Source organism: Pandoraea fibrosis (assembly GCF_000807775.2).
Lineage (GTDB): Bacteria > Pseudomonadota > Gammaproteobacteria > Burkholderiales > Burkholderiaceae > Pandoraea > Pandoraea fibrosis.
The window spans coordinates 3,105,828-3,130,136 of sequence record NZ_CP047385.1 but is presented as its reverse complement, the minus strand read 5'-3'; the positions used below and the strand labels follow the sequence as shown (position 1 = coordinate 3,130,136).

The following is a 24,309-nucleotide window of genomic DNA, read 5'->3' as shown; positions in this document are numbered from 1 at the left end:
CACAGGACATCCCTTCGCAACATAACAAAGCACATACGCCAGACAGGTATTGGAGATCTCGCTCATGAGCGCAAGCGCAGCCCCTAACGCGACGGCCCCGGCCGCTCGCACCACCCCGCACGCCTGGCGTGTGATCGTATCGGCATCGATCGGTAACGCCCTGGAGTGGTTCGATCTCGTGGTGTACGGCTTCTTCGCCGTGACGATCGCGAAACTGTTCTTCCCGACCGGCAACGACACCGTCTCGCTGCTGCTCACGCTCGGCACGTTCGGCGTGTCGTTCTTCATGCGTCCGCTCGGCGCCATCGTGATCGGCGCTTATGCCGACCGCGCCGGCCGCAAAGCCGCGCTCACGCTGTCGATCCTGCTGATGATGGTCGGCACGCTGCTCATCGCGCTCATGCCGACGTATGCCACCATCGGCGTGCTGGCCCCGGTGGGTATCGTCATCGCCCGTATGGTGCAGGGCTTCTCGGCCGGCGGTGAATTCGGCAGCGCCACGGCCTTCCTCGCCGAACACGCGCCGCAACGCCGGGGCTTCTTCTCGAGCTGGCAAGTCGCCTCGCAGGGTCTCACTACGCTGCTCGCCGCAGGCTTCGGCGCACTGCTGACCGGCAACCTGTCGCCGGAAGCCATGGCGTCGTGGGGCTGGCGTGTTCCGTTCTTCTTCGGCTTGTTGATCGGCCCGGTGGCGTACTACATTCGCCGCCGTCTGGACGAGACGCCCGAATTCCTCGACATCGAGCCCACGCAAAGCCCGCTGCGCGACACGTTCGCGAGTCAGAAGGAACGCCTGCTGCTCGCCATCGGCGTAGTCGTCATGGCCACGGTAGCGACCTACCTGGTGCTCTACATGCCGACCTACGCCGTCAAGCAACTGGGACTGCCGTCCTCCGCTGCGTTCTCGGCCGTGCTGCTGACGGGCGTGGTGCAACTGATCGTCGCGCCGATCGTGGGCCACTGGTCGGACACCCACGGCCGGATCAAGCCGATGCTCGCCGCCGCCGTGGCGTTGCTGGTGCTGGTGTACCCGATGTTCCGCTTCCTCGACGCGAACCCGACATTCGGCTCGCTGATGGTGTTCCAGATCGTGCTCGGTCTGCTGATGACGACATACTTCGGCGCCCTGCCCGCCCTGCTCACCGAACTGTTCCCGACGCAGGTGCGCACCACCGGCCTCTCGCTTGGCTATAACATTGCCGCCACCGTGTTCGGCGGCTTCGCACCGTTTATCATCACGTGGCTCATTGGCGCAACGGGCAACAAGCTCGCGCCGAGCTTCTATTTGATTTTCGCTGCCATTATCAGCATTACCGCGCTGCTGCGCAGCCGCAAGCTCGGCCTTCGCTGAACCGTCGAGCCCGGCAAACGCCAGGCAGCCACGAGAGGGACGCATACCCGCACATCGGTGTGCGTCCCTCCCGCCCCTTCACAACTACGGAGACAACGCCCAAGTGACGCAACCGACCCCTGACCTGCACGCCGAAACCATCGACGGGCAACCCGTTCCGACGAAAAACGCCATCGCCGATTTGCACGAAAAGCTGCTGCCCTATGTGCGGAAGACGCCGGTGTTCACGCGTAACGACTTTCCGACGCTCGGTGACACTCAGGTGACGTTCAAATACGAACTGTTGCAGGCGTCGGGCACGTTCAAGGCGCGCGGGGCGTTCTCCAACGTGCTCTCGCTCGACGAGGCGCAACGCAAGGCGGGCGTGACGTGCGTGTCTGCCGGCAACCACGCCGTGGCTGTGGCGTATGCCGCGCAAGCCGCCGGCATCGGTGCCAAGACGGTGATGCTCAAGACCGCCAGTCCCGCACGCTCGTCCCTGTGCCGCGAATATGGCGCGGATCTGATTCTCGCGGAGAACGTTCACGAGGCGTTCGACATCGTCAAACGTGTCGAGCAGGAAGAAGGCCGTTACTTCGTGCATCCCTTTAACGGCTACCGCACGGTGCTGGGTACCGCCACACTGGGTTACGAGTGGGCGCAGCAAGCCCCCGACCTCGACGCCGTGATCGTGCCGATCGGTGGTGGTGGCCTGATTGCCGGCATCGCCACGGCGTTCAAGCTGTTCGCCCCTCACGTGAAGGTGTACGGCGTGGAGCCGGCCGGTGCCGATGCCATGGCGCAGAGCTTCGCCGCGGGCGGCCCCGTCAAGATGGGACCGATGACCGGCATCGCCGACAGCCTGATGGCCCCGCACACCGAGTTGTACGGCTACACGTTGTGCCGCCGTCACGTCGACGAGTTGGTCACGGTGACCGACGATCAGATGCGCGCAGGCATGCTCACCCTGTTCCGCCAGTTGAAGCTCGCAGTGGAACCGGCGTGCGCGGCAGCCACGGCCGCGTTGATGGGCCCGCTGCGCGACAAACTCATGGGCAAGCGCGTGGGCGTGCTGCTGTGCGGCACCAACACCGACACGGCAACATTCAACCGTCATATCGAAGCGGCGCTCGCCGCCGAGGCGAACGGCTAAGCGCCATCGCGCATCATTGACGAAGCCCCCTGACGCGACCTGACGGTCGCGTCTTCGCTTGGCCCTCCGGTATCTGCCCGGACGACTACAAGGATCCTGCATGTCCGCCACCGCTTCCACGCCCCCCGTCCTGCTCCTCGACGCGCCGCAAATCGCCGCGCTCATGCCCGTGGCTGACGCCATCCCCGTCATGTCCGACATGTTCGGTGCGCTCGCGCGCGAGCAGATTCACCTGCCGTTACGACAGATCGTTCGTCCGCCGGACGCACTCGGCGCCAAAGGCATGCTCGGCATGATGCCCGCGTTCCTCGGCAGTGCAGCGGCCGGCATGCCGGTCTATGGTGCGAAGGTCGGCACCTTCTTTCCCGGCAACAGTGCGCTCGGCAAAGACCCGCATCAGGGCTGTGTGCTGCTGATGAGCGGCGAGACGGGCGAACTCCTCGCCGTCATGAACGCCGCGGAGATCACCGGCATTCGCACGGCCGCCGTGACCGGGTTGGCGACGCGCCTGCTTGCCCGGCACGACGCTACCCGTCTGGCACTGATCGGCGCGGGTCATCAGGCGCACTGGCATCTCGCAGCCCTCGCGGCGGCCCGTCCGCTGCATCATGTGAGCGTCGCCAGCCGTTCGCTCGCCACGGCGCAGGCGTTCGTCGAGAAGGAACAACCGAACTATGGTTTTCGCCTCGAAGCGGCGCAAAGCGTCGAGGCCGCGGTGCGCGACGCCGACATCGTGGTGACCGTGACCAACGCCACCGACCCGGTACTGCAAGCCGGCTGGATCGCGCCGGGCACGCACGTCAATCTGGTGGGCAGCAGCACGCCGCGGCATCGCGAAGCCGACACGACACTCATGGCACGTGCGCAGTTGTTCGTCGATCGGCGGGAGTCCACGATCCATGAGTCCGGCGACTATCTCGCCGCCACCGCAGAGGGCCGTATTGGACCGGAGGACTTGCTGGCGGAACTCGGCGAGTTGGTCATTCGCACCCATCCCGGACGCACCGACGCCGAAGCCGTCACCTTGTTCAAGTCGCTTGGCATGGGCGCACAGGATGTTGCCCTCGCCGCCGCGCTGTATCAGCGGGCGCAAGTCGCCGGGGTCGGCACTCGCGCGCAGATCTGAACGTCAGGCATTGCACCGGCGTATAGAGGATGGCGCAGCACAGGCAGCGCCATCCATGTCCGGATACGTCCGATTCCGGTCCGCAGGCGGTCTGTCGTGCAGGCAGGGCGACTCGTAAGATGGTGCCATCGTCATCCAACCTTCCGGAGTCGCTCATGTCGCAAAACCAATCCGCCCAGACGTCCCGCACCGCCCTGCTCGTCATCGACGCTCAGGAATCGTTCCGCCAACGCCCGTACTGGCGCGAAGACGACCTCGCGACGTACTTCGAGCGCCAGCAGGCGCTCGTCGATGGCGCGGTTGCGCGTGGCGTGCCCGTCGTGCAGGTATTCCACATCGCCACGGGCGCGTTCTCGCGCGACTCGGGCTTCGTGCGCACCCTGAAAGAGCTGTACATCGCCCCGACCTTCACGGTGGACAAGGTGAAACACAGCGCACTGGCCGGCTCCACACTGGGCGCGTGGCTCGTCCAGCATGGCATTACGCGCCTGATCGTCTCGGGCATCCGCACCGAACAATGCTGCGAGACGACGACCCGTGCGGCGTCTGACGCCGGTTACGAAGTGGACTTCGTTACCGAAGCCACGCTCACCTTCCCGATGCAGCATCCGCGCACCGGACGCGAGCTGTCGGTGGCCGAACTCAAGGAACGCACGGAAACCGTGCTCGTCGACCGTTTCGCCCGTATCGTGACGGTTGAGGAAGCGCTCGCGGCGGTGTAATGTCGCTATCGACCCGGCACTGTCCGAATTTGTCCTGAACGCCTGCTGCGATGCCACGACTGCAACCCGTCTACCTGCTGGTGATGCCCAATACGCTGCTACTCGACGTCGCAGCGCCGGCCGAAGCCTTGCGCATCGCCAATCATCAGCAGGATGACGTGCGCTTCGTATTGCGCTACGTCGGTACGCAACGCTCAGTGGATACATCGATCGGCTTGCGCGTCTCGCCGCTCGATGTGCTGCCCCTCGATATCCCCGACGACGCCTGGCTGGTCGTCACGGGGACCGTCGAGAAACCGCTCCCGGTGCAGGTGACGGATGATGACGCGATGCCGGCACGCTCGGACTCGTCGGCGAACGATGCCGAAACGCGCGCCGTCGCGTGGCTTCGGCAAGTGGTTCGCCCCACGCATCAACTCGCGTGCATCTGCACGGGCGCGCTGCTGGCGGCGCGCGCGGGCCTGCTCGACACGCGTGCCTGCACCACCCACCATGGCAGTTGCGACGAATTGCGCACGCTGGCCCCCAGCGCACGTGTGGCCGACAACCGGCTCTACGTGCACGACGGCAACGTATGGACGAGTGCCGGGGTGACGACGGGACTGGATCTGATGCTCACGCTCATTGCCGACGCCGCCGGGCCACTGTGCGCCGCGGCGGTGGCGCGTCAGATGGTCGTCTACGCGCGGCGTGCCGGGGCCGACCCCCAGCTATCCCCCTGGCTCGAAGGCCGCAATCACCTGCACCCTGCGCTGCATCGGGTGCAGGATGCCATCGCCGCCGATCCCGCCCACGACTGGACCTTGGCCACCATGGCGGAAATCGCCTGCGCGAGCGAGCGGCACGTCACACGCCTCTTTCGCGAACACGCCGGCGTGGCGCCCATCGACTATCTGCATCGACTGCGTATCGCGCTCGCGCGTGAGATGCTCGGCAATAGCCGTCTCGATCTGGAACGCATTGCCGAGCGCACCGGCTTCGGATCGAGCCGTCATTTGCGCCGTGTCTGGCACAAATTCGAGGCCCTTCCGCCGAGCCGCGCACGTCGCTTCACGCACGACGGCTGAGACAGGGACTCACCCGCAGATCGGGCCTAGGGCGGTAGATTGACGTCCGCCACGCCGGGCCTTTCCGGGGAAACCGGCTCGCCCACGCCGCAACCCGGTAGAATGTCGGTCGCACGTAAAACGCACGACTCTCGACTTCAAGATGGCCAACGACCTCGTCATTCTGGGCAGCGCTTCGTCCGCCGCACCCCCTGCCCCTGCTACGGCATTCCCGTCACCTCTGCAGGCCGCCATCGGCGCACTCGTGCCCGGTGCCAGCGTCACGTTCACGCCGGGTGCCGCGCGCATTGCCGACGTCACCGATAGCCCGGCCCTGCGCACGGCAATGCGTGCGTTTGCTCAACAACACGAGGTCGATGCCGTACTCGTCGACAGCCAGCGCCGCCTCGCGGATTTCAAGCTCGTGGCCATGGACATGGACTCGACGCTCATCACCATCGAGTGCATCGACGAAATCGCGGATTACTGTGGATTGAAGGCAGAAGTGTCGGCGATTACCGAGGCCGCCATGCGCGGCGAGATCAAGGATTTCAACGAGAGCCTGACGCGCCGAGTGGCGTTGCTCAAGGGACTTGATGCGAGCGCGCTGGAGAAAGTCTTCGATGAACGCCTGCAACTCTCGCCCGGCGCAGAGAACATGCTGCGCGGCGTGCAGTCGCTCGGCATCCGCACGCTGCTGGTCTCCGGCGGCTTCACGTTCTTCACGGAGCGCCTGAAGACACGCCTGAATCTGGACGTCACCCGCGCGAACACACTGGAGATCGTCGACGGCAAGCTCACTGGCCGTGTGCTGGGTGAGATCGTCAACGCCGAAGTGAAGGCGCGCACGGTCACGGAAGTGGCGGCGCAGTTCGGCGCCCGCCCCGATCAGGCCATCGTCATGGGCGATGGCTCGAACGATCTTCAGATGATGGCGATTGCCGGATTGTCGGTGGCGTTTCGTGCCAAACCCGTGGTGCGAGAGAAAGCGTCCGTCGCGTTCAACTACGCCGGGCTGGACGGACTCCTCTCGCTATTCCGCAAGGACTGAGTGCGGCTGCCGGGCGGGCACCGTGAGCGCGACCTGCCCGCCCACCTTCCCGCCTCGGATCCGCCTGTCAGGTGCCGAGATGCGCCTTCAGGCTCGCTTCGATATCCGCCTGCAAATCGCGCACATCCTCCAGACCGATATAGAAGCGCACGAGCGCGCCCTTGTGCGGCCACGGCGTTGCCGTACGCATCGACGGCACTCGATACGGCACGACCAGGCTGTGCGCGCCGCCCCAACTGAAACCGATCTTGAATAGGCGCAGCGCCTCGATGAACGCATCGATCTGCGCTTGCGAATAGCGTTCGTCGAACACCACCGAGAACAAACCACCTGCGCCCGTGAAGTCGCGGCGGAAATGCTGATAGCCCGGGCAATCCTCAAACGCCGGGTGCAGCACCGCCGCAATCTCGTGACGCGTGCCCAGCCATGTCGCCAAGGTCATCGCGGCGCGATCGTGCGCCTCGAAGCGCAACTGCATGTTAGGCAAGCTACGCAGCACAAGGCTGCAATCGTCAACCGACACGCCAACGCCCATGCGCATGCGCGCCTGCTTCAGCCGGTGATGCACCTCGTCGTCGACGGTGACCACCGCGCCCATCAGCACATCGCTGCCACCCGACTGGTATTTGGTCAGCGCCTGCACCGAGATATCCACACCGTGATCGAACGGGCGGAACGCGAGACCGGCGGAGTACGTGTTGTCGATTGCAGTCAACACACCGCGCTCCCCCGCGACTCGCGCGATGGCCGGCACATCCGGCACTTCCATCGTCACCGAGCCCGGCGCTTCTAGCCAGATCAACTTGGTGTTGGGTTGAACCAATGCGCCAATACCGTCGCCGATCATCGGATCGTAGTAGCGCACCGTAATGCCGAACGATTCGGCCAGCCAGTCGCCGTGCTCACGATTCGGGCCGTAGGCATTGTCGGGAATGAGCACGTCGTCGCCGTTCTTGACGAGGCCGAAGTACACATTGGAGATGGCCGCGAGGCCCGAGGGGAAGAGCAGGCAATGCTTGCCGCCTTCGAGCGCCGCCAGACGCCGCATCAACTCCATCGAGGTCGGCGTCGCATGCAGACCGTAGCGCCACTGACTGTCGTTCTTCCAGTCGAGCGAGCGCATGGCGGCCAGATCGGGGAAGATCACTGTCGACGCACGCGCCACAGGCACCGGCATGGCGGAAAACCCTGCGGGTAATTGTGTGTCGGTGTGCAGAACATTGGTTTGCCAGTGCCAGCCGTTGGCTTCCGGCGTATCGAGGGGCTTGCGGTTATCTTGCGTCATCACGGCTCCGGAAATACTCGGGCCGGAAACACCGCCGGCCCCCGGGGAGTAACTTACACGCGCTCGAACACGGCGGCAATGCCCTGCCCGCCGCCGATACACATGGTGACGAGCGCATAACGGCCGCCGATACGCTGTAACTCATGCAGCGCCTTGACCGTAATGAGCGCACCGGTGGCGCCGATCGGGTGCCCCAGCGAAATGCCCGAGCCGTTCGGGTTCACCTTGGCCGGGTCGAAGCCAAGATCGCGCGTGACGGCACACGCCTGCGCTGCAAACGCCTCGTTGGCCTCCACCACATCGATGTCCTCGACCTTGAGACCGGCGCGCTCGAGCGCCTTGCGCGACGCCGGCACCGGACCAATCCCCATGTAGTTCGGATCGACGCCCGCATGGGCATAGCTCACCAGTCGTGCCAGCGGCTTGGCACCGCGACGCTCGGCTTGCGCACGCTCCATCAGGATGAGTGCGGCGGCGGCATCGTTCAGCCCCGAGGCGTTACCTGCCGTCACAGTGCCGTCTTTCTCGAACACCGGGCGCAGCTTCGCCATGTCTTCCATGCTCAGGCCGGCGCGGACATGCTCGTCGGTCGTGAACGAGATTTCGCCCTTCTTCGACTTGATCGCGATGGGCACGATCTGATCGTTGAAGTAACCCGCTGCCATCGCATGGGCGGCGCGCCGATGCGACTCAACGGCCAACTGGTCCTGATCTTCGCGCGTGATGCCCCACTTCTTCGCGATGTTCTCGGCCGTCACCCCCATGTGGATGTTGGCAAACGGGTCATGCAATGCGCCGAGCATCATGTCGACGAGACGCGACTCGCCCATGCGCGTGCCCCAACGGGCGCCCGGCATGACGTAAGGCGCGCGGCTCATGCTCTCGGCACCGCCTGCCATCGCCACGTCGGTGTCGCCCAGCAGGATCGACTGCGCGGCGGAAACGACGGCCTGCAAACCCGAGCCGCACAGGCGGTTCACGGTCATCGCAGGCGCATGCTGACTCACGCCGGCCTCGATGGACGCCACGCGCGCCAGATACATATCCTTGGGTTCGGTATGAATGACGTTGCCGAACACGACGTGTCCAACGTCGTCACCGCTGACATTCGCACGGGCCATCGCCTCGCGGGCGACGATGGCACCCAGTTGCGTCGGCGCAAAATCCTTCAGGCTGCCCCCAAAATCACCAATGGCGGTGCGTACACCGCTGACGATCACGACCTCTCGTTGCATGTCTCTTCTCCAGGTAGATATCCGTTTGCAACGAGTATATAGCGCTGAGGGGGTTACCGCGATGGCAGGCTCAGTGGAGGGAAACTTCGATGGGAGCGCTTGCGCAGGCGGCGGCACTGTTGTGCGCCCCCCATCGCTTGCGAAAACGGCGGGAACGGCAGGGAATCCGGGGCAACGACGTGCCCCGTGAAGTCATGCGTTGGCGAGCGCCAAACGGTTTAGCTGGCCAATTGCCGGAGCACTTGCTCCGCACGCGGCACAGGTGCCACCGCCCCGTATCCGGTCGTCGACAACGCCGCACACACATTGGCGTAACGGGCGGCCGCAAACGGATCGTCGCCCAGTGCCAGACGCGCCACGAATGCACCGCCGAAGCAGTCACCCGCCCCGGTGGCGTCAATCGCCTGCACCGGGTATGGCGCCACGATACGACGCTCCTGCGGCGTGGCAACGTAGCAACCCTCGCGGCCCAGCTTGAGCGCCACGACCTTCACCCCGTGGGAGAGAAGTTCGTCGAGGATGGCATCGCGATCTTCCAGTCCGGTGACGGCTGTGACATCGTCCCAGCTCGGCAGGCAGACGTCGGTGAGGCTGAACGCTTCACGCATGGTGGCGCGGGCGCGGGCCAACGGCCACAGCTTCAGGCGCAGATTGGTATCGAACGACACTTTGCCGCCGGCAGCGCGGATCTTCGACATGGCGTCAAACGCCGCGTCGCAGGCGTTCACGCTGATCGCCAGACTGATACCGGACAGATGCAGGAACGACGCACTGGCCAGCGCCTCTTGCGGCAGATCCTGCGCACGATAGCGACTTGCGGCAGAACCGGCGCGCAGGTAATCGAAATGATGCCCGCTCTCGTCGTGGGACACGAAATAAACGCCGGTCGGCGCTTGCCCGTCGACGCGAACGTAACGCGTATCGACTTCCTCTTCGCGCCACAGATCAAGCAGCATGCGGCCGAAGAGATCGTCGCCGACAGCGCTCACGAACCCCGTGCTCACGCCCTGACGGCGTGCAGCAATGACGAAATTGGACGTATCGCCACCGAAGCCCTGCAAGTACTGGCGGGGATCCATGGGCGACTGGTTGAACTCGACCATGGCTTCGCCCATGGCGAGCACCTGCGGAACGGGCAAATGCGCTTGCGACATCAGACCACCTCACCCCACAGATCGTGACCATCGGCACCGGTCACTGTCACCGTCACGAACTCGCCGACCTTCAACGACTTGGCGGCCTTCGGTGTGGGCTCGATGTACACGAGGCCGTCGATTTCCGGGGCGTCGGCGGCCGAGCGGGCCACGCCGCCATCCTGATTGATCTCGTCCACAATCACCTGAATCGTGGTGCCGACCTTGCGCTGCTGACGCGCCGCCGAAATCTCTTCCGCCACTTCCATGAAGCGTGCGCGTCGTTCTTCGCGAACTTCATCGGGCAAGGCACCCGGCAGTTCGTTGGCTTTTGCCCCCTCGACCGGCGAATAGGCAAAGCAACCCACGCGGTCCAGTTCGGCTTCGCGCAGGAAGTCCAACAGATATTCGAATTCAGCTTCCGTCTCGCCCGGGAAGCCTGCAATGAACGTGCTGCGAATCGTCAGATCCGGGCACATCTTGCGCCATGCCTGAATGCGCTCGAGATTCTTCTCGCCCGAGGCCGGACGCTTCATGCGCTTGAGGACATCGGGATGGGCGTGTTGCAGCGGCACGTCGAGATACGGAAGGATGTGGCCTTGCGCCATCAGTGGGATGATCTCGTCGACGTGCGGGTACGGATACACATAGTGCAGCCGCACCCATGCGCCGTATTGCCTGGCCAACTCCCCCAACGCCGTGACCAGTTCGGTCATGCGGGTCTTGAGCGGACGACCGGCCCAGAAACCGGTGCGGTACTTCACGTCCACGCCATACGCACTGGTGTCTTGCGAAATCACCAGCAACTCCTTCACGCCGGCCTTGAAGAGATTCTCGGCCTCGAGCATCACTTCGGCGACGGGGCGCGAATCGAGATCGCCACGCATCGACGGGATGATGCAGAACGTGCAGCGATGATTGCAGCCTTCGGAGATTTTCAGATACGCGTAGTGGCGCGGCGTGAGCTTGATGCCAGCCGGCGGCACGAGATCCGCGAACGGATCGTGCGGCTTGGGCAAGTGCAGGTGCACTGCGCTCATCACTTCACCCACGGCGTGAGGACCGGTGACCGCCAGTACCTTCGGGTGCACGGCGCTCACGATGTCCTGACCGGCGGCGTCTTTCTTGGCGCCCAGACAACCGGTGACGATCACCTTGCCGTTTTCGGCCAGCGCTTCGCCAATGGCGTCGAGGCTTTCCTGCACTGCGTCGTCGATAAAGCCGCAGGTGTTGACCACGACGAGGTCGGCACCGTCATAGGTGCCGGAGATGGCGTAGCCTTCTGCGCGCAGTTGGGTCAGGATCTGCTCGGAGTCGACCAAAGCCTTGGGGCAGCCGAGCGAAACGAAGCCGACTTTGGGGGTGCCGGCGGGCGATGGGCGGGACATGGGGCGAAATCCTGATCTAGTAAATACGTGTGACGATCGAGCGGCAAATGAACGGAAAGACCGGAAGGGCCTCAGCCATTCCCTTTGCGTTACCGGCATTGCCAACGCAACGCCCGCAAACGCGCAACTCCGCTTGCCGCCGAAACCGCCGCAAGACCTGGCCTGCGGCGAAGAACCGCGTATTTTACCTTGTTCGTCCGCGGTACGTTCCAACTATCGTTGCGATGTGCGCCCCGTGCCACATCGCAACGTTGACAACGCGCTCAGGGCTTCTTGTTCGGGTCCTTGCCCGGTGCACCGGGCGCCCCCGGCGTGCCGGGGAACGGGAACGTACTGAACATGTTCTTCGCCTGGCTTTGCATCTGCTCTTGCATCTGCACAAACAGGTTCTTCGACTGCTCGATGTAGTTGGTCATCATGCCCTGCATCATCGGCGCCTGCATGTTCATGAATTGCGCCCAGACGTCCGGATTGAAGGCTGCGCCCTCATAGATGCCCTTCGACTGATCGGCCAGCTTGTTCTGAATTTCGATGAAAGTCTGGATATTCTTCTCGAGATACGTGCCCATCATCCCCTGCAGCGCGTGGCCGTAGAAGCGAATGATCTGGGACAGCATGGCGCTCGAGAACATCGGCACGCCGCCGGTCTCTTCTTCCAGAATGATCTGCAGCAAGATGCTGCGGGTCAGGTCCTCGCCCGTCTTGGCGTCGACGACCTTGAACTCCTCGGTCTCGAGCACCAATTGCTTCACATCGGCAAGGGTGATGTACGTACTGGTTTGGGTATCGTACAGACGCCGGTTCGGATACTTTTTGATCAGGCGTTCGTCAGTCTTCTTGCTCGCGGTCATGCGGTGGGTTTCCTGCATTTATGAAGGACTTCCCCGACCGACGGTCGGGGTTAGTCACATATTATCGATTCTAGGACGTTTGCTGCTATGCGGCAAAGCCCTAACCCGCAACGGAGCGCAGCGGCATACGTCGGCCCGCAACTGCGCCCGCCCCGTGACCGCTCAGCCCATGTGCAGGCCGCCGTTCAGCGAGAAGTCCGCGCCCGTCGAAAAGCCCGAATCTTCCGATGCCAGCCATGCCACGATGGAACCGATCTCGCCCGGCTCGCCCAGACGCTTGACGGGAATCGTCGCCACGATCTTGTCGAGCACGTCCTGACGGATCGAGCGCACCATGTCCGTGCCGATATAGCCCGGCGACACGGTGTTGACCGTCACGCCCTTGGTCGCGACTTCCTGCGCCAACGCCATCGTGAAGCCATGAATGCCGGCCTTGGCTGTCGAGTAATTCGTCTGACCGAACTGGCCCTTCTGTCCGTTGACCGACGAAATGTTGATGATGCGGCCCCAGCCGCGCTCACACATGCCTTCGATCACCTGCTTGGTGACGTTGAACAGGCTCGTCAGGTTGGTGTCGATAACGGCATCCCAATCCTCGCGCGTCATCTTGCGAAAGACGATATCGCGCGTAATGCCCGCGTTGTTCACCAGCACGTCGACTTCGCCGACTTCGGCTTTCACCTTGTCGAACGCCGCCCGGGTCGATTCCCAGTCGCCGACATTGCCTTCGGATGCGACGAAATCGAAACCCAACGCCTTTTGGTCTTCCAGCCACTTCACGCGGCGCGGCGAATTCGGACCGCACCCTGCCACGACCCGGAAACCATCCTTGTACAGCCGCTGGCAAATGGACGTACCGATACCGCCCATCCCGCCTGTCACATATGCAATGCGTTGAGTCATGGAACGCTTCCCCCTAAATAACGGCAAATCTGCCGCCTGTTGCGACTGCCAATTGACCGACGCGCAGGCCGCGCGTTCCCGCGCGTCCCTTTCGTCTCCTGACTACCCCGGCATGAACCCGTGCGCATTGCACGCACAGGCGATGCCGATTCGATCCTTTTTTCGACAGCGATTCGGGCACAGCCGTGCCGTCAGACGCGCTCGACCGCCAGCGCCACGCCCATGCCGCCGCCAATACACAGCGAGGCCAGACCGCGACGGGCATCGCGACGCGCCATTTCGTGCAGCAGCGTCACGAGAATACGGCAGCCCGACGCCCCGATCGGGTGACCGATGGCAATCGCACCACCGTTCACGTTGATCTTCGAGGTGTCCCAGCCCATCTGCTTGTTCACGGCCAGCGCCTGCGCGGCAAACGCTTCGTTGATTTCCATCAGATCGAGATCGCTCGCCTTCCAGCCGGCACGGGCCAGACAACGCTGCGAGGCCGGCACCGGACCGATCCCCATCACCGACGGATCCACGCCCGCGTTGGCATATGCCACGATGCGCGCGAGCGGCGTAAGCCCCAGTTGCTCGGCACGCTTGGCCGTCATGACCACCACCGCTGCGGCGCCATCGTTGATGCCCGAGGCGTTGGCGGCCGTCACGGTGCCGTCCTTCGCAAACGCCGGCTTCAAGCCGGCAAGCGACTCGGCCGTCACACCATGGCGCACGAATTCGTCGGTCTTGAAAACGACCGGGTCGCCCTTGCGCTGGGGAATCGTGACCGGCACGATTTCAGCGTCGAAACGCCCGGCCTTCTGCGCAGCTTCCGCCTTGTTCTGCGATGCAGCGGCAAAAGCGTCCTGCATTTCGCGGGTGATGCCATATTCCTTGGCGACGTTCTCGGCCGTGATACCCATGTGGTACTGGTTGTACACATCCCACAGGCCATCGACGATCATCGTGTCGATCAGCTTGGCGTCGCCCATGCGGAAGCCATCGCGCGACCCCGGCAGCACATGCGGCGACGCGCTCATGTTCTCCTGACCACCCGCCACCACGATGTCGGCGTCGCCTGCGGTGATCGCGTTGGCGGCGAGCATCACGGCTTTCAGTCCCGAGCCGCATACCTTGTTGATGGTCATGGCCGGCACCATGGCGGGCAACCCCGCCTTGATCGATGCCTGACGCGCCACGTTCTGACCCGACCCCGCCGTGAGCACCTGCCCCATGATGACTTCGCTGATGTCCTCGCCCTTGAGCTTCGCACGCTTGAGAACTTCGTCGATCACGATGGCCCCAAGATCCGGCGCGGCCACCTTGGCAATCGAGCCCCCAAATTTACCGACTGCGGTGCGCGCAGCCGACACAATCACGATATCCGTCATGTCTCTTTCCTCGTTTTCAAATGAATCGAACCAGGGGGGATGCCCTTGAGTTGCCGCCCGCTCAGGCCTTGGCCTTTACATAGCGGCCGGGCGCAGGTTCGATAGGTGCATAAGCAACATTACCATACGCTTTTGGCGGTTTGACGCGTTTTCCCGCGTAGTTCGCCAGCCACTCGCTCCAGTCGCTCCACCAACTGCCGGGGTGCTCCGTCGCACCGGCGAGCCAGTCGCTCGAGTCGACACCGATGTCGTCGTTGCGCCAGTAGCTGCGCTTCTTTTTCGCCGGCGGGTTGACCACCCCGGCAATGTGACCGGACGCGCCCAGCACGAAGCGACGCTCCCCCCCCAACAGCGGCAGCGAACGGAAGGCAGAAGTCCACGGCACGATGTGATCTTCGCGCGAACCGAACACGTAGGCCGGGGCGTCGATGCTCCCCAGATCCACAGGCACGCCGCACGTCTGCACCACACCGGGCTGCTTCAGTTCGTTCTGCAAATAAAGATGCCTCAGATACCAGCAGAACATCGGCCCCGGCAGATTGGTGCCGTCACCGTTCCAATACAGCAGGTCGAACGGCTGGGGCGCGTTGCCCTTCAAATAACTGTCGACCACATAATTCCAGACCAGATCGTTCGGCCGCAGGAACGAGAACGTATTGGCCAGTTCCACACCGCGCATCAGGCCCGGCGGCTGACCCAGCCCGCCTCCGATCGTCTGCTCGCGGAACTGCACATGCGGCTCGTCGACGAAGACATCGAGCACGCCGGTATCGGAAAAATCCAGCAACGTCGTGAGCAAGGTCACGCTCGCCACCGGCGACTTGTTGCCCTTTTGCCCCTTCGCGGCCAACACGGCAAGTGCGGCAGCGAGCAACGTTCCGCCGACACAAAATCCCAGCGCGTTGATCTGCGGCTGTCCACTGATCTCGCGAACCACGTCGATGGCGGCAATCGGCCCTTCACCGACGTAGTCGTCCCACGTCTTGTGAGCAAGCGATGCATCGGGGTTGCGCCACGACACGACGAACACCGTATGCCCCTGCTCCACCGCATAGCGGATCAACGAGTTCTCGGGTTGCAGATCGAGGATGTAGTACTTGTTGATGCAAGGCGGCACGACGAGCAACGGGCGCTGGTGCACCGTTGGCGTGAGCGGCTTGTACTGGATGAGCTGGATCAGGTCGTTCTCGAAGACCACGGCGCCTTCGGTCGTCGCCACATTGCGGCCGACTTCAAAGGCTGCCTCGTCGGTCTGCGACACCTTGCCCTTGCCCATGTCGACGAGCAAATGCTGCATGCCGGCCAGCAGGCTATCGCCGTGCGTCTGCACGAGGCGCTGCTGCGCATCGGGATTGGTCGCAATGAAATTGGCCGGGGAACTGGCCGCCACCCATTGCTCGACCGCAAAACGAATCCTTTCGCGCGTCTTGGCATCGGCATCGACCAGATCGGCCATGCGCATCAGGAAGCGCCCGTTGAGCAGATAAAGCGCTGCGGGCAACGCATAAAACGGATTACGCCAGCCATCCCCTGCAAAACGCCGGTCGCCCAAGGCGGGCGCTGCGTCCAGACCAGGTTGATTAAAACTGGCGACAAGTTCGGAAAATTCGCGTGCGTATTCCGTCTGAAGCGCATTCAGACGCGTCGGATCGACGTGCAGCGGTGTCGGTTGCGGCAGACTACCTGCCTTGCTGAAAAGCTCGAAAAGTCCCGCGAACGGATTCGCGGCGCTCGCTGCCCCACTGGCAGCGGAGAACGACGGGCCAGCAGTTCCAGGCAAAGCCCCGAACATTTGTTGGGCGGCCTTGAACCACTGCGACATGTCCTGAGCGGAGAGCGAAGCGGAGGGAAACTGCTGGGCAAACGAGGCGGCAAACGAGGCCGGATCGAAGTTGGCACTGGCGCGATTCATGATAGCCTGAGTGTCACGTCCGTTGCGTTCACGGGCCGGCGCCCGAAACGCGGCGGCGTGCTTCGCCTGATGAGCGATGCGCCCCGCCTGTGAAGCATTCTTGCGTGCGCGCGCAGGTGTGTCAATGCTTGCGGCGAACGTCCTGAGTGCATTGTCCCGTTGCCCCACCCTTTTTTGAATGCGCGTTTGCCCCGATGTTTATCGTGATTCTCGGCTGGCTCTATGTCATTGCCATGGTCGCCATCACGGCGCCGTCCGTCTGGCTGGGGCTCTTCATCTTTCTCGCGGGCGGGCTGGCCCCTGTATTGCTATGGCTGTATATCGCGGGAAGCCGCATACGACGCGCACGCCTCATGCGACCCGATGACGCATCGGCACAGGCAGACACGTCGTCAGATCGCGAGCCCACGCCGCCTTCATCTCCCACACAGCCGCACTGAATGCGTCAGGCACAAGACGACGCGAGCCGTGTCGCCGTTCACACGGTACGCCAGACCAGCGCCGCCATGCGGCCTGTCGTTCGATCGCGCCGATAAGAATAGAAGCGAGCCGGATCGCTGACCGTACACCACTGTCCGCCCGACACGCTCGTCACGCCTTCCCGGGCGAGCCGCAATCGGGCGAGCGCACACAGGTCTGCCAACGACTTTCCAACGACGGCATCCCCATGCGGGACGAACGCAGCGCTTGTCGCGTCTCGTTCTTCCGGCGTCGCCGCAGCGAGAAATGCCTCGCGCACTTCCGGCCCCACTTCAAACGTTTGCGGACCAATGCAAGGGCCGAGCCATGCGATGACCTGCGCGTCCGCACCGCCCTGCGGCAAGCGTGCGCGCAATGCCTGCACGGTCTGCTCGATGACGCCGGCACAAAGGCCACGCCAGCCAGCGTGTGCAGCACCGACGGCGCGTCCCTGCGCATCGCAGAGCAACACCGGCAGGCAATCCGCCACCATGACGGTGCTCGCCAGCGCCGCCGCGCTCGTCACGCTCGCATCGGCCTGCAGGGGATCGCCGGCATTCACCGCATCGAGCGCGGCTTGCGCATCGACCACACGGGGCCCATGAACCTGCGCCACCCACGCCGACGGCACGCCGGTGCGCGCGGCAAGCAACGCACGGTTGGTGCGTACTGCGCCAGGATCGTCGTCTGCCTTGTAACCGAGATTGAACGTCGCTTGCGGCCCCTGACTCACGCCGCCCGCACGCGTCGTGAACACGGCACGAACGTTCGTCGGCGCGGGCCAGTCCGGCACGATCCAATCGGCGGGCATCGCGTCTTGCTCAGGCGGGGAAGAAGTCATCTAACGAGTCTGGGAGCGTAGTGAAATCGAAGTCGAGCCCGATGGCGGTCATGAGGACGCGCATGTCGTCAGGCAAGGGGGCTTGCCAGTGCATGGAACGGCCGTCTTCGGGATGGATCAACCCCAGCCGCCAGGCGTGCAACGCCTGGCGCGCGAAATCGCCCGGCAACGCCGGACGCTTGTGACGGGGTTTATAGAGCGGGTCCCCCAGCAACGAGTGACCGAGATGCGAAAGATGCACGCGAATCTGGTGCGTGCGCCCCGTATCCAGCGAGCAAAGGACCAAAGACACTGGGGAACCGTCCCATTCCGCGCTGGCGACGGTGACCACGCGCGTGCGTGCCGGTTTGCCACCCTGCCCGGGCACCACCGCCATGCGCGTACGCTCACGCGGATCGCGGCCGATGGGGGCGTCCACGACGGTACGCTGCGGAGGGCGTCCCCACACGAGCGCTGCGTAGTGCCGCTTGACGGTACGTGCCTGCAACTGGCGCACCAGATCGGTCTGCGCAATCAGCGTGCGCGCCACGACCATCAGGCCCGACGTCTCCTTGTCCAGTCGATGAACAATGCCCGCGCGCGGCAAGTCGGCAGCCGCCTGTCCATAGCGATGCAGCAGACCGTTGAGCAATGTCCCAGACCAGTTGCCTGCGGCCGGGTGCACGACCAGACCGGCCGGTTTATTGAAGACAGCGAGCGTGGCGTCCTCATAAATCGCGTCGAGCGGCACCGGCTCGGGTGCGAACGCGAGTTGCTCGGGCAGCGCTGCCGGCGTGATGAGGACCACCTCACCGCCCGCCACCTTTTGACGAACCTTGGCCGTTTCGCCGTCAAGCGTGACGCGGCCATCTTCGACCCAGGCCTGCAAACGACTGCGGGAATATTCGGGAAAGCATTGCGCGAGCGCCTTGTCGAGGCGTTCTCCTGCAAGGGCGTCGGGGAGCGTCGCGCTGAGCGGCGCATTCGCGCCCCCCACGTCAGACAAGGCAGGGTCGGTTAAAGACACCCCGGAAATCGGGCTGTGGGAAGCGCTCGGGAAAGCCTCCGGAAGCGAGTCGAGGTCGTCATCAGACGAATCCTCCGCATTTTCCGTGGCAAATGAGGCGGTTACGCTATAATCCGGCAGAATTGAACGGGTCATCGAGAAGTGAAGCTAACGAGCATGCAAGCCCTGAAACTTGTCAAACATCTGACGCTGGCCGCTTTCGTGGTCGGCGGTGTGGCCGCCTGCGGCATTCTGCCGGAGAAAGTCGACGAAACGGCCAGCTGGTCGACGAACAAATTATACTCGGAAGCCAAGGACAGCTTCGATAGCGGCGACTACACCAAGGCCGCCAAATACTACGAGTTGCTCGAAGGGCGCGACCCGTTCGGCCCGCACTCGCAGCAAGCGCAGATCAATACGGCCTACGCCTATTACAAGGACAATGAGCCGGCGCAAGCACTCGCCGCCGTTGATCGCTTCATCCGGTTGCATCCGGACAGCCCGTCGATCGATTACGCCTATTACCTCAAGGGACTGATCAACTTCAACGACGATCTGGGTCTGTTCGGCCGCTTCTCGGGCCAGGATCTGAGCGAACGCGATCCGAAGGCACTGCGCGCCGCTTACGACAGCTTCAAGTATCTGGTCGAACACTACCCGAGCAGCAAATACGCGAACGACGCCGCTCTGCGCATGCGCTATGCCGTCAACGCCATGGCCGCTCACGAAGTGCACGCTGCCGAGTACTACTATCGCCGTGGTGCCTATCTTGCCGCGGTGAATCGCGCGCAAACCGCACTGCAGGACTACGATCAGGCGCCGGCGCTGGAAGACGCACTCGGCATCATGATCAAGTCTTACGACAAACTCGGCATGACCGAACTGCGTGACGACGCCCGCCGTGTGATGGAAAAGACTTACCCGAAGAGTGGCTACCTGACGGTTGGCCGTCGCATCGACGGCGACGGCAGCGACAAGAAGTCCTGGTGGCAGATCTGGCGTTAAGTCTGGCGTAACTTCATTACGCTCGTCGCTCGATTGCTTCACTGAAAAGCCCTCGCTCCTGCGAGGGCTTTTTGTTTCCGCCGTCATGACAAACGCGTGAGGGCGTCTTCTCTGGAGAGGGTTTCGTGACCGCTTCCCCTAAAACGCTGCTCGCCCTGCGCCACGTGCACTTCGAGGATCTCGGCACGCTCGCGCCCACCTTTGCCGAACGGGGTTATGCCATTGAGTATCTGGACGTCCCCCTCGCCGATCTGCGCTCGATCGACGTCATTGCGCCCGACCTGGTGGTCGTGTTGGGCGGCCCTATCGGGGCGTTCGACGAAGCGATGTACCCGTTCGTCTCGGATGAGCTGGCATGGGTGAAAGCACGCCTGGCGGCGCGCGCACCGATCCTTGGCATCTGTCTTGGCGCACAACTGATGGCGCGCGCACTGGGCGCCAAGGTGTATCCGTTGGGGGTCAAGGAAATCGGTTATGCCCCCTTGACGCTGACCGATGCCGGACAGGTCTCCCCGTTGGCCGCGCTGGGCGACGCCAGCGTCCTTCACTGGCATGGCGATCAATTCGACATCCCGGCGGGGGCCGAGCATCTGGCACGCACGTCAACGGGCGCGAATCAGGCATTCGCGTTCGGCAAGCATGCGCTGGGGCTGCAATTTCACCTCGAAGCCGATGCCGCGCGCATCGAATCGTGGCTGGTGGGCCATGCTTGCGAATTGGGTGCCGCGAAGATCGATCCGGTGACGTTGCGCACTCAGGCACGCGAACATCACGCGCGCTTGTCCCAAGTCGCCCCGGCAGTGATTGGCCGTTGGCTCGATGCGATGCCGGCCTGACGTGATGCGTGTGTCGTCAAAAGGGCCGGAGATCCGGCCCTTGCGCAGAAGTTCACCGCATCAACCGCCTGCGTTAGCGGCAATCTCGTCGAAGAAGCCGCGCACGATGGGCAGCTCGCGGGTGCGCTTGAACGGCGGCAGACTTTGCCAGATCCGTCGCCCGTAGGGTTTATCGACCAGTCGCGGATCGCAGATCATCAGCACACCGCGATCCCCCTCCGAGCGAATCAACCGCCCTGCGCCCTGCTTGAGCGTAATGACCGCCTGCGGCAACTGGTGCACGGCAAACGGACTGAGCCCCTTCTTCGTGAGGGCATCGAGTCGCGCGGCCAGCACGGGATCGTCCGGCGGCGCAAACGGCAATTTGTCGATGATGACGAGCGACAATGCCTCGCCGCGCACATCGACTCCCTCCCAAAAGCTCTGGCTGCCGATGAGCACGGCATTGCCAAGCGCACGGAAACGATCGAGCAACTCGGTGCGGCTCGCCTCGCCCTGTACCAGCAGTGGATAGGGCCAGCCACGACGCTCGAATTCTTCACGCAAACGCTCGGCTGACCGATTCACCGCTCGCAGCGTCGTACACAACACGAAGGCGCGTCCCCCGCTCACTTCCAGTACAGGCAATGCCGCATCGAGCACCGCGTCGGTGAAGCCGGGGGATGACGGCTGCGGCAGCCCGCGTGGCACATACAGCAAACTTTGATTCGGGTAATCGAACGGACTGGCGAGCGTGAGCGACTTATCGGCATCGAGGCCCAATTGCGCCGCATAGTGCATGAAATTGCCCTTCACCGACAACGTCGCCGACGTGAAGATCCACGCTCGCGGAGCACCGGCACGCTGTTTCGAGAAAATCGGCGCAATCGACAGCGGTGTCTGGTGCAACTGCACCGCCTGCGAGAACACTTCGATCCAGCGCACGGTCTCCGGCGGCGTGTAAGTCTTCTGCGCGCCGCCCTCACCTGTCGACTTGTCGTCCGCCGCCTTGGCTTCGGCCGCCAGACGCGCCGCTTCTGCCTCGCGCGCCTTGGCGGCCTTTTCACGCTTGCCGTCGGTGACACGCGGGGCGTCCGGGTCCAGCAAAGGCAACGGCTGCTCGCCGGGCGTGGGCGGTGCCGCCCCGGTCTGCCAACGCTCCAGTTGCTGATGCAACTCCAGCGCACGACGCAAGCAAGTCCCCAGCGCCTCAGCCCGCTCGGACTGGTGCTGGAGCGTCTCGATCATGTCCAGCAACGCGACGTCCACGCCGTCGAGTGCGCCGAACAACTCATGATCGTCCGCCAATTGCGCCACGGACATGCGCGTGTTGTCCTGCCCGAACGTCAGACGCACGTCGCGCGCCGCCCGCTCGAGATTCGCACCGAGCTTGACCCAATCGGCCGCATCGCGCGCATGAATCAACCCTTCAGCAACGCAATCGCGCGCCAGTTCGAGCATTTGCCCCGTCGACACGGTTTCGCCGAAAAACAGCGTGGCCGTCTCGGGCAACTGATGCGCTTCGTCGAAGATCACCGTATTCGCGCTCGGCAGCAACTCGGCCATGCCGGTGTCGCGCAGCATCACGTCGGCAAAGAACAGGTGGTGATTGACGACGACAAGGTCCGCCTGCTGCGCTTCCTTGCGCGCCTGCATCACGAAACAATCCTTGTAACGCGGGCATTCCTGGCCGAGGCAGTTATCCCGCGTGGACGTGACTTGCGCCCAGATCGGGGCGTTCTCGGGCACAGATGCCAGTTCCGCCTTGTCACCGCTATGGGTGATTTGCGCAAACGTCACGATCTCGCGCAGTTGTGCGGCCTCGTGGCGCGAAGCGAAGCGCCCCTCCTGCTGGGTGCGCTCCAGATAGTAGTGACAGAGATAATTCGCGCGGCCTTTGAGCATGGCGACGGTCACCGGTACGGCAAGCGCCTTGCGCACCGTGGGGATGTCGCGCGCGAAGATCTGGTCCTGCAAATGCTTGGTGCCGGTCGAGATGATCGTCTTGCCGCCCCACAACATGGCGGGCACCAGATAGGCGTAGGTCTTGCCCGTGCCCGTGCCCGCCTCGGCGATCAGCGTGTCGTGCGTATCCATGGCAGCCGCCACGGCGCGCGCCATCTCCGTCTGAGGTTCACGCGAGCGATACCCGTCGATGGCGCGCGCGAGCATCCCGCCGTCGCCAAAAATTTCCTGCAACTCGCGCTCGCGTTTTGCGGCAAGCGGCTTGAGTCCGTGGAAAGTGGGCGCGTCGGGGCTTTGGGAGATATCAGGAGAATCGCTGGTTGCGGCGGCAGAATCGGTCAAAACGGCGGAAACACTCAAAGGCGCCGCGAATCTCACCAACAAAATTCACGACGCCGGCAATGGAAAAAACGACGCGAACGCTCCGAAGAACAGCATGAACGTCGCGCGGGACGCCTGCTCAAGCAGGCTGGTCCGGCATTTGCTGCACCTGCAGCAGGGTGATCGTGTCCTTGATTTTCAGACGGCGCTTCTTGAGCCGGGTGACCTGAAGTTCGTCGTACGTGGGCTCCGTCAGCAATTTGTCGATCAGGAAGTCCAGATCCCGGTGTTCGATCTGCAATTCGATGATGCGGCGTCCAATGGAGTGAAGATCGTGCTGCATCTTGGCAACTCTCCTGCGACTCTCAAATGATTCCGGTTCCTGCGAAAAGGGGCGCGGGCACAAACGGCAAAATCCCGGGCCGCCTGATGCACCGCACCACCGGCCCAGCTATCACTCACTGTCCCTGCAACGCCTTTTGTGCCGGCGTGCTACCCGATTCCGAATCCTTGCGGCGCTCGTCGGATTTCTTCTGACGCTCGATGGCTTCCTGCTGCTTCTGGTTGTACTTGCGCACGTTCTCTTCGCGCTCGGCCGCCTTCTGCGCCGCCGTTGCCTTCGCATCGTTGAGCTTCTGCTGCTGCTCGGCCTGCTTGGCATTGTACTGTTCCGTGTTTGCCGCACGCTGCGGGGCCTGCCCCGTGCGTTCGGTCACACGTTGCTGGTACTCAGCTTGCTTGGTCTGGTAGTCAGCTACGTTCTGCGCACGTTCTGCAGCACGTTGCGGCGCTTCAGCCGCCGTTTGTGCACGCTTCTCGGCCAGACGCTCGTCGCGGTCCTGCGCACGCGCCTTACGCTCCTGATCTTCCAGCACCAGTCGCTGACTGCGAATGGCCTTGAGGTCTTCGCGCTGCTTGTCGCGGGCGTTATCGATGCAGTAGTTCACGAAGAACTTCGACGCACACTCGTACTTCGCTTCCTCGAAACGGTAGTCGACCCAGGCGCGCTGGCGATCGAGCAAGGCACGGCGCCCGGCGAAATCGTCATCGGCGGGATGCTGGTCGAGTTGATCGTCGTAGGCGACAGGCTTGTCGTCCTCGTCGGCCGCAGCGGCGCTGGCCTTGCTGGCCGCGGACGGCGTGCGATCGGCCGTGGCATCGAACGGAACGTGCGGCACACGAAGCTGTTCGGTCGTGCGGCCGGCGGCCTCGACCGCCGAGAGCCCCTGCGCGAACGATGCACCGGGCAGGACGGCAGCCGCCGTCATGATGCCGAACGCCCCAACCGCGCTCAGCGATGCAAGCGCGTGATGACGTGAATACAGGCGCGAAAACAATTTTTCGAAGGAAATCATGAGGTTGAGCAGAGTAATGCCAAATTTTAGCATTGCCTGCCCGGACGCGCCCGCG

The 24,309-nt window shown here is 63.5% G+C and carries 22 protein-coding genes; 9 read left to right on the top strand and 13 right to left on the bottom strand.

The genetic code is table 11. The features are described from left to right. Positions 1-64 precede the first annotated feature (64 nt). From PI93_RS13865 to serB, 6 genes are all read left to right on the top strand, one after another. Positions 65-1,351 (top strand): MFS transporter, encoded by a 1,287-nt coding sequence (locus tag PI93_RS13865; RefSeq protein WP_039374010.1) that lies wholly within the window; start codon positions 65-67, stop codon positions 1,349-1,351. 103 nt (positions 1,352-1,454) lie between these two features. Further along, positions 1,455-2,483 (top strand): pyridoxal-phosphate dependent enzyme, encoded by a 1,029-nt coding sequence (locus PI93_RS13860; protein ID WP_039374012.1) that lies wholly within the window; start codon positions 1,455-1,457, stop codon positions 2,481-2,483. A 100-nt stretch (positions 2,484-2,583) separates the two neighbouring features. Next, on the top strand, positions 2,584-3,609 hold the full coding sequence (locus tag PI93_RS13855; protein WP_039374013.1) for an ornithine cyclodeaminase family protein: 1,026 nt from the start codon (positions 2,584-2,586) through the stop codon (positions 3,607-3,609). Between the two features lie 155 nt (positions 3,610-3,764). After that, positions 3,765-4,331 carry a cysteine hydrolase family protein gene (locus PI93_RS13850; RefSeq protein WP_039374015.1) on the top strand — a complete coding sequence of 189 codons (567 nt, stop codon included), beginning with the start codon at positions 3,765-3,767 and terminating at the stop codon, positions 4,329-4,331. Positions 4,332-4,381: 50 nt separating this feature from the next. Continuing rightward, entirely contained in the window at positions 4,382-5,398 is a 1,017-nt protein-coding gene (locus PI93_RS13845) for a GlxA family transcriptional regulator (RefSeq protein ID WP_039374017.1), read from the top strand. A gap of 142 nt (positions 5,399-5,540) precedes the next feature. After that, complete coding sequence (gene serB, locus PI93_RS13840) at positions 5,541-6,428, top strand: phosphoserine phosphatase SerB (protein ID WP_080759386.1); 888 nt, start codon at positions 5,541-5,543, stop codon at positions 6,426-6,428. 67 nt (positions 6,429-6,495) lie between these two features. Here serB and PI93_RS13835 read toward each other — a convergent pair whose 3' ends face one another. From PI93_RS13835 to phaC, 8 genes are all read right to left on the bottom strand, one after another. Beyond that, positions 6,496-7,713 carry a cystathionine beta-lyase gene (locus PI93_RS13835; RefSeq protein WP_039374018.1) on the bottom strand — a complete coding sequence of 406 codons (1,218 nt, stop codon included), beginning with the start codon at positions 7,711-7,713 and terminating at the stop codon, positions 6,496-6,498. Between the two features lie 53 nt (positions 7,714-7,766). After that, positions 7,767-8,948, bottom strand: a complete 1,182-nt coding sequence (gene bktB, locus PI93_RS13830) for a beta-ketothiolase BktB (RefSeq protein ID WP_039374020.1) — start codon at positions 8,946-8,948, stop codon at positions 7,767-7,769. Between the two features lie 218 nt (positions 8,949-9,166). Then, on the bottom strand, positions 9,167-10,102 hold the full coding sequence (locus PI93_RS13825) for a sugar kinase (RefSeq protein ID WP_039374022.1): 936 nt from the start codon (positions 10,100-10,102) through the stop codon (positions 9,167-9,169). Continuing rightward, on the bottom strand, positions 10,102-11,469 hold the full coding sequence (gene rimO, locus PI93_RS13820; RefSeq protein WP_039374023.1) for a 30S ribosomal protein S12 methylthiotransferase RimO: 1,368 nt from the start codon (positions 11,467-11,469) through the stop codon (positions 10,102-10,104). Before rimO ends, PI93_RS13825 begins: the two co-directional genes overlap by 1 nt. A 263-nt stretch (positions 11,470-11,732) precedes the next feature. Then, a complete protein-coding gene (gene phaR / locus PI93_RS13815; protein ID WP_010808847.1) occupies positions 11,733-12,320 on the bottom strand; it encodes a polyhydroxyalkanoate synthesis repressor PhaR in 588 nt (195 codons plus the stop codon). A gap of 162 nt (positions 12,321-12,482) precedes the next feature. After that, on the bottom strand, positions 12,483-13,223 hold the full coding sequence (locus PI93_RS13810; protein ID WP_039374025.1) for a 3-ketoacyl-ACP reductase: 741 nt from the start codon (positions 13,221-13,223) through the stop codon (positions 12,483-12,485). 191 nt (positions 13,224-13,414) lie between these two features. Continuing rightward, positions 13,415-14,596: an acetyl-CoA C-acetyltransferase gene (locus tag PI93_RS13805; protein WP_039374027.1), complete on the bottom strand. Its 1,182-nt coding sequence runs from the start codon at positions 14,594-14,596 to the stop codon at positions 13,415-13,417. Positions 14,597-14,657: 61 nt separating this feature from the next. Then, entirely contained in the window at positions 14,658-16,418 is a 1,761-nt protein-coding gene (gene phaC / locus PI93_RS13800; RefSeq protein WP_407945365.1) for a class I poly(R)-hydroxyalkanoic acid synthase, read from the bottom strand. Between the two features lie 284 nt (positions 16,419-16,702). Here phaC and PI93_RS13795 point away from each other — a divergent pair, with 284 nt between their 5' ends. Continuing rightward, positions 16,703-16,948, top strand: coding sequence for a hypothetical protein (locus tag PI93_RS13795; protein ID WP_039374030.1), 246 nt, complete (start codon positions 16,703-16,705; stop codon positions 16,946-16,948). 38 nt (positions 16,949-16,986) lie between these two features. On the opposite strand, the gene pgeF is transcribed toward PI93_RS13795, so the two are convergent. Next, positions 16,987-17,808 carry a peptidoglycan editing factor PgeF gene (gene pgeF, locus PI93_RS13790; protein WP_039374031.1) on the bottom strand — a complete coding sequence of 274 codons (822 nt, stop codon included), beginning with the start codon at positions 17,806-17,808 and terminating at the stop codon, positions 16,987-16,989. Beyond that, positions 17,789-18,949 (bottom strand): RluA family pseudouridine synthase, encoded by a 1,161-nt coding sequence (locus PI93_RS13785; RefSeq protein WP_201278391.1) that lies wholly within the window; start codon positions 18,947-18,949, stop codon positions 17,789-17,791. Before PI93_RS13785 ends, pgeF begins: the two co-directional genes overlap by 20 nt. A 21-nt stretch (positions 18,950-18,970) precedes the next feature. Between PI93_RS13785 and PI93_RS13780 the strand changes: the two genes are divergently transcribed. Together PI93_RS13780 and PI93_RS13775 are read left to right on the top strand one after the other, a co-directional pair. Next, positions 18,971-19,798: an outer membrane protein assembly factor BamD gene (locus PI93_RS13780; protein WP_052240954.1), complete on the top strand. Its 828-nt coding sequence runs from the start codon at positions 18,971-18,973 to the stop codon at positions 19,796-19,798. Between the two features lie 125 nt (positions 19,799-19,923). After that, on the top strand, positions 19,924-20,634 hold the full coding sequence (locus tag PI93_RS13775) for a glutamine amidotransferase (RefSeq protein WP_039374033.1): 711 nt from the start codon (positions 19,924-19,926) through the stop codon (positions 20,632-20,634). A gap of 60 nt (positions 20,635-20,694) precedes the next feature. Here PI93_RS13775 and PI93_RS13770 read toward each other — a convergent pair whose 3' ends face one another. From PI93_RS13770 to PI93_RS13760, 3 genes are all read right to left on the bottom strand, one after another. Then, positions 20,695-22,920, bottom strand: a complete 2,226-nt coding sequence (locus PI93_RS13770; protein ID WP_144400289.1) for an ATP-dependent DNA helicase — start codon at positions 22,918-22,920, stop codon at positions 20,695-20,697. A gap of 118 nt (positions 22,921-23,038) precedes the next feature. Further along, on the bottom strand, positions 23,039-23,242 hold the full coding sequence (locus PI93_RS13765) for a YdcH family protein (protein ID WP_039374035.1): 204 nt from the start codon (positions 23,240-23,242) through the stop codon (positions 23,039-23,041). Between the two features lie 115 nt (positions 23,243-23,357). After that, on the bottom strand, positions 23,358-24,254 hold the full coding sequence (locus PI93_RS13760; protein ID WP_052240955.1) for a hypothetical protein: 897 nt from the start codon (positions 24,252-24,254) through the stop codon (positions 23,358-23,360). Between the last annotated feature and the right edge of the window lie 55 nt (positions 24,255-24,309).

Bases quoted from the DNA above. Each gene is read 5' to 3' on its own strand.
- PI93_RS13865 (WP_039374010.1), top strand. From the start codon at position 65: ATGAGCGCAAGCGCAGCCCCTAACGCGACGGCCCCGGCCGCTCGCACC.
- PI93_RS13855 (WP_039374013.1), top strand. From the start codon at position 2,584: ATGTCCGCCACCGCTTCCACGCCCCCCGTCCTGCTCCTCGACGCGCCG.
- PI93_RS13850 (WP_039374015.1), top strand. From the start codon at position 3,765: ATGTCGCAAAACCAATCCGCCCAGACGTCCCGCACCGCCCTGCTCGTC.
- PI93_RS13845 (WP_039374017.1), top strand. From the start codon at position 4,382: ATGCCACGACTGCAACCCGTCTACCTGCTGGTGATGCCCAATACGCTG.
- serB (WP_080759386.1), top strand. From the start codon at position 5,541: ATGGCCAACGACCTCGTCATTCTGGGCAGCGCTTCGTCCGCCGCACCC.
- PI93_RS13835 (WP_039374018.1), bottom strand. From the start codon at position 7,713: ATGACGCAAGATAACCGCAAGCCCCTCGATACGCCGGAAGCCAACGGC.
- bktB (WP_039374020.1), bottom strand. From the start codon at position 8,948: ATGCAACGAGAGGTCGTGATCGTCAGCGGTGTACGCACCGCCATTGGT.
- PI93_RS13825 (WP_039374022.1), bottom strand. From the start codon at position 10,102: ATGTCGCAAGCGCATTTGCCCGTTCCGCAGGTGCTCGCCATGGGCGAA.
- rimO (WP_039374023.1), bottom strand. From the start codon at position 11,469: ATGTCCCGCCCATCGCCCGCCGGCACCCCCAAAGTCGGCTTCGTTTCG.
- phaR (WP_010808847.1), bottom strand. From the start codon at position 12,320: ATGACCGCGAGCAAGAAGACTGACGAACGCCTGATCAAAAAGTATCCG.
- PI93_RS13810 (WP_039374025.1), bottom strand. From the start codon at position 13,223: ATGACTCAACGCATTGCATATGTGACAGGCGGGATGGGCGGTATCGGT.
- PI93_RS13805 (WP_039374027.1), bottom strand. From the start codon at position 14,596: ATGACGGATATCGTGATTGTGTCGGCTGCGCGCACCGCAGTCGGTAAA.
- phaC (WP_407945365.1), bottom strand. From the start codon at position 16,418: ATGTCGCAGTGGTTCAAGGCCGCCCAACAAATGTTCGGGGCTTTGCCT.
- PI93_RS13795 (WP_039374030.1), top strand. From the start codon at position 16,703: ATGTTTATCGTGATTCTCGGCTGGCTCTATGTCATTGCCATGGTCGCC.
- pgeF (WP_039374031.1), bottom strand. From the start codon at position 17,808: ATGACTTCTTCCCCGCCTGAGCAAGACGCGATGCCCGCCGATTGGATC.
- PI93_RS13785 (WP_201278391.1), bottom strand. From the start codon at position 18,949: ATGACCCGTTCAATTCTGCCGGATTATAGCGTAACCGCCTCATTTGCC.
- PI93_RS13780 (WP_052240954.1), top strand. From the start codon at position 18,971: ATGCAAGCCCTGAAACTTGTCAAACATCTGACGCTGGCCGCTTTCGTG.
- PI93_RS13765 (WP_039374035.1), bottom strand. From the start codon at position 23,242: ATGCAGCACGATCTTCACTCCATTGGACGCCGCATCATCGAATTGCAG.
- PI93_RS13760 (WP_052240955.1), bottom strand. From the start codon at position 24,254: ATGATTTCCTTCGAAAAATTGTTTTCGCGCCTGTATTCACGTCATCAC.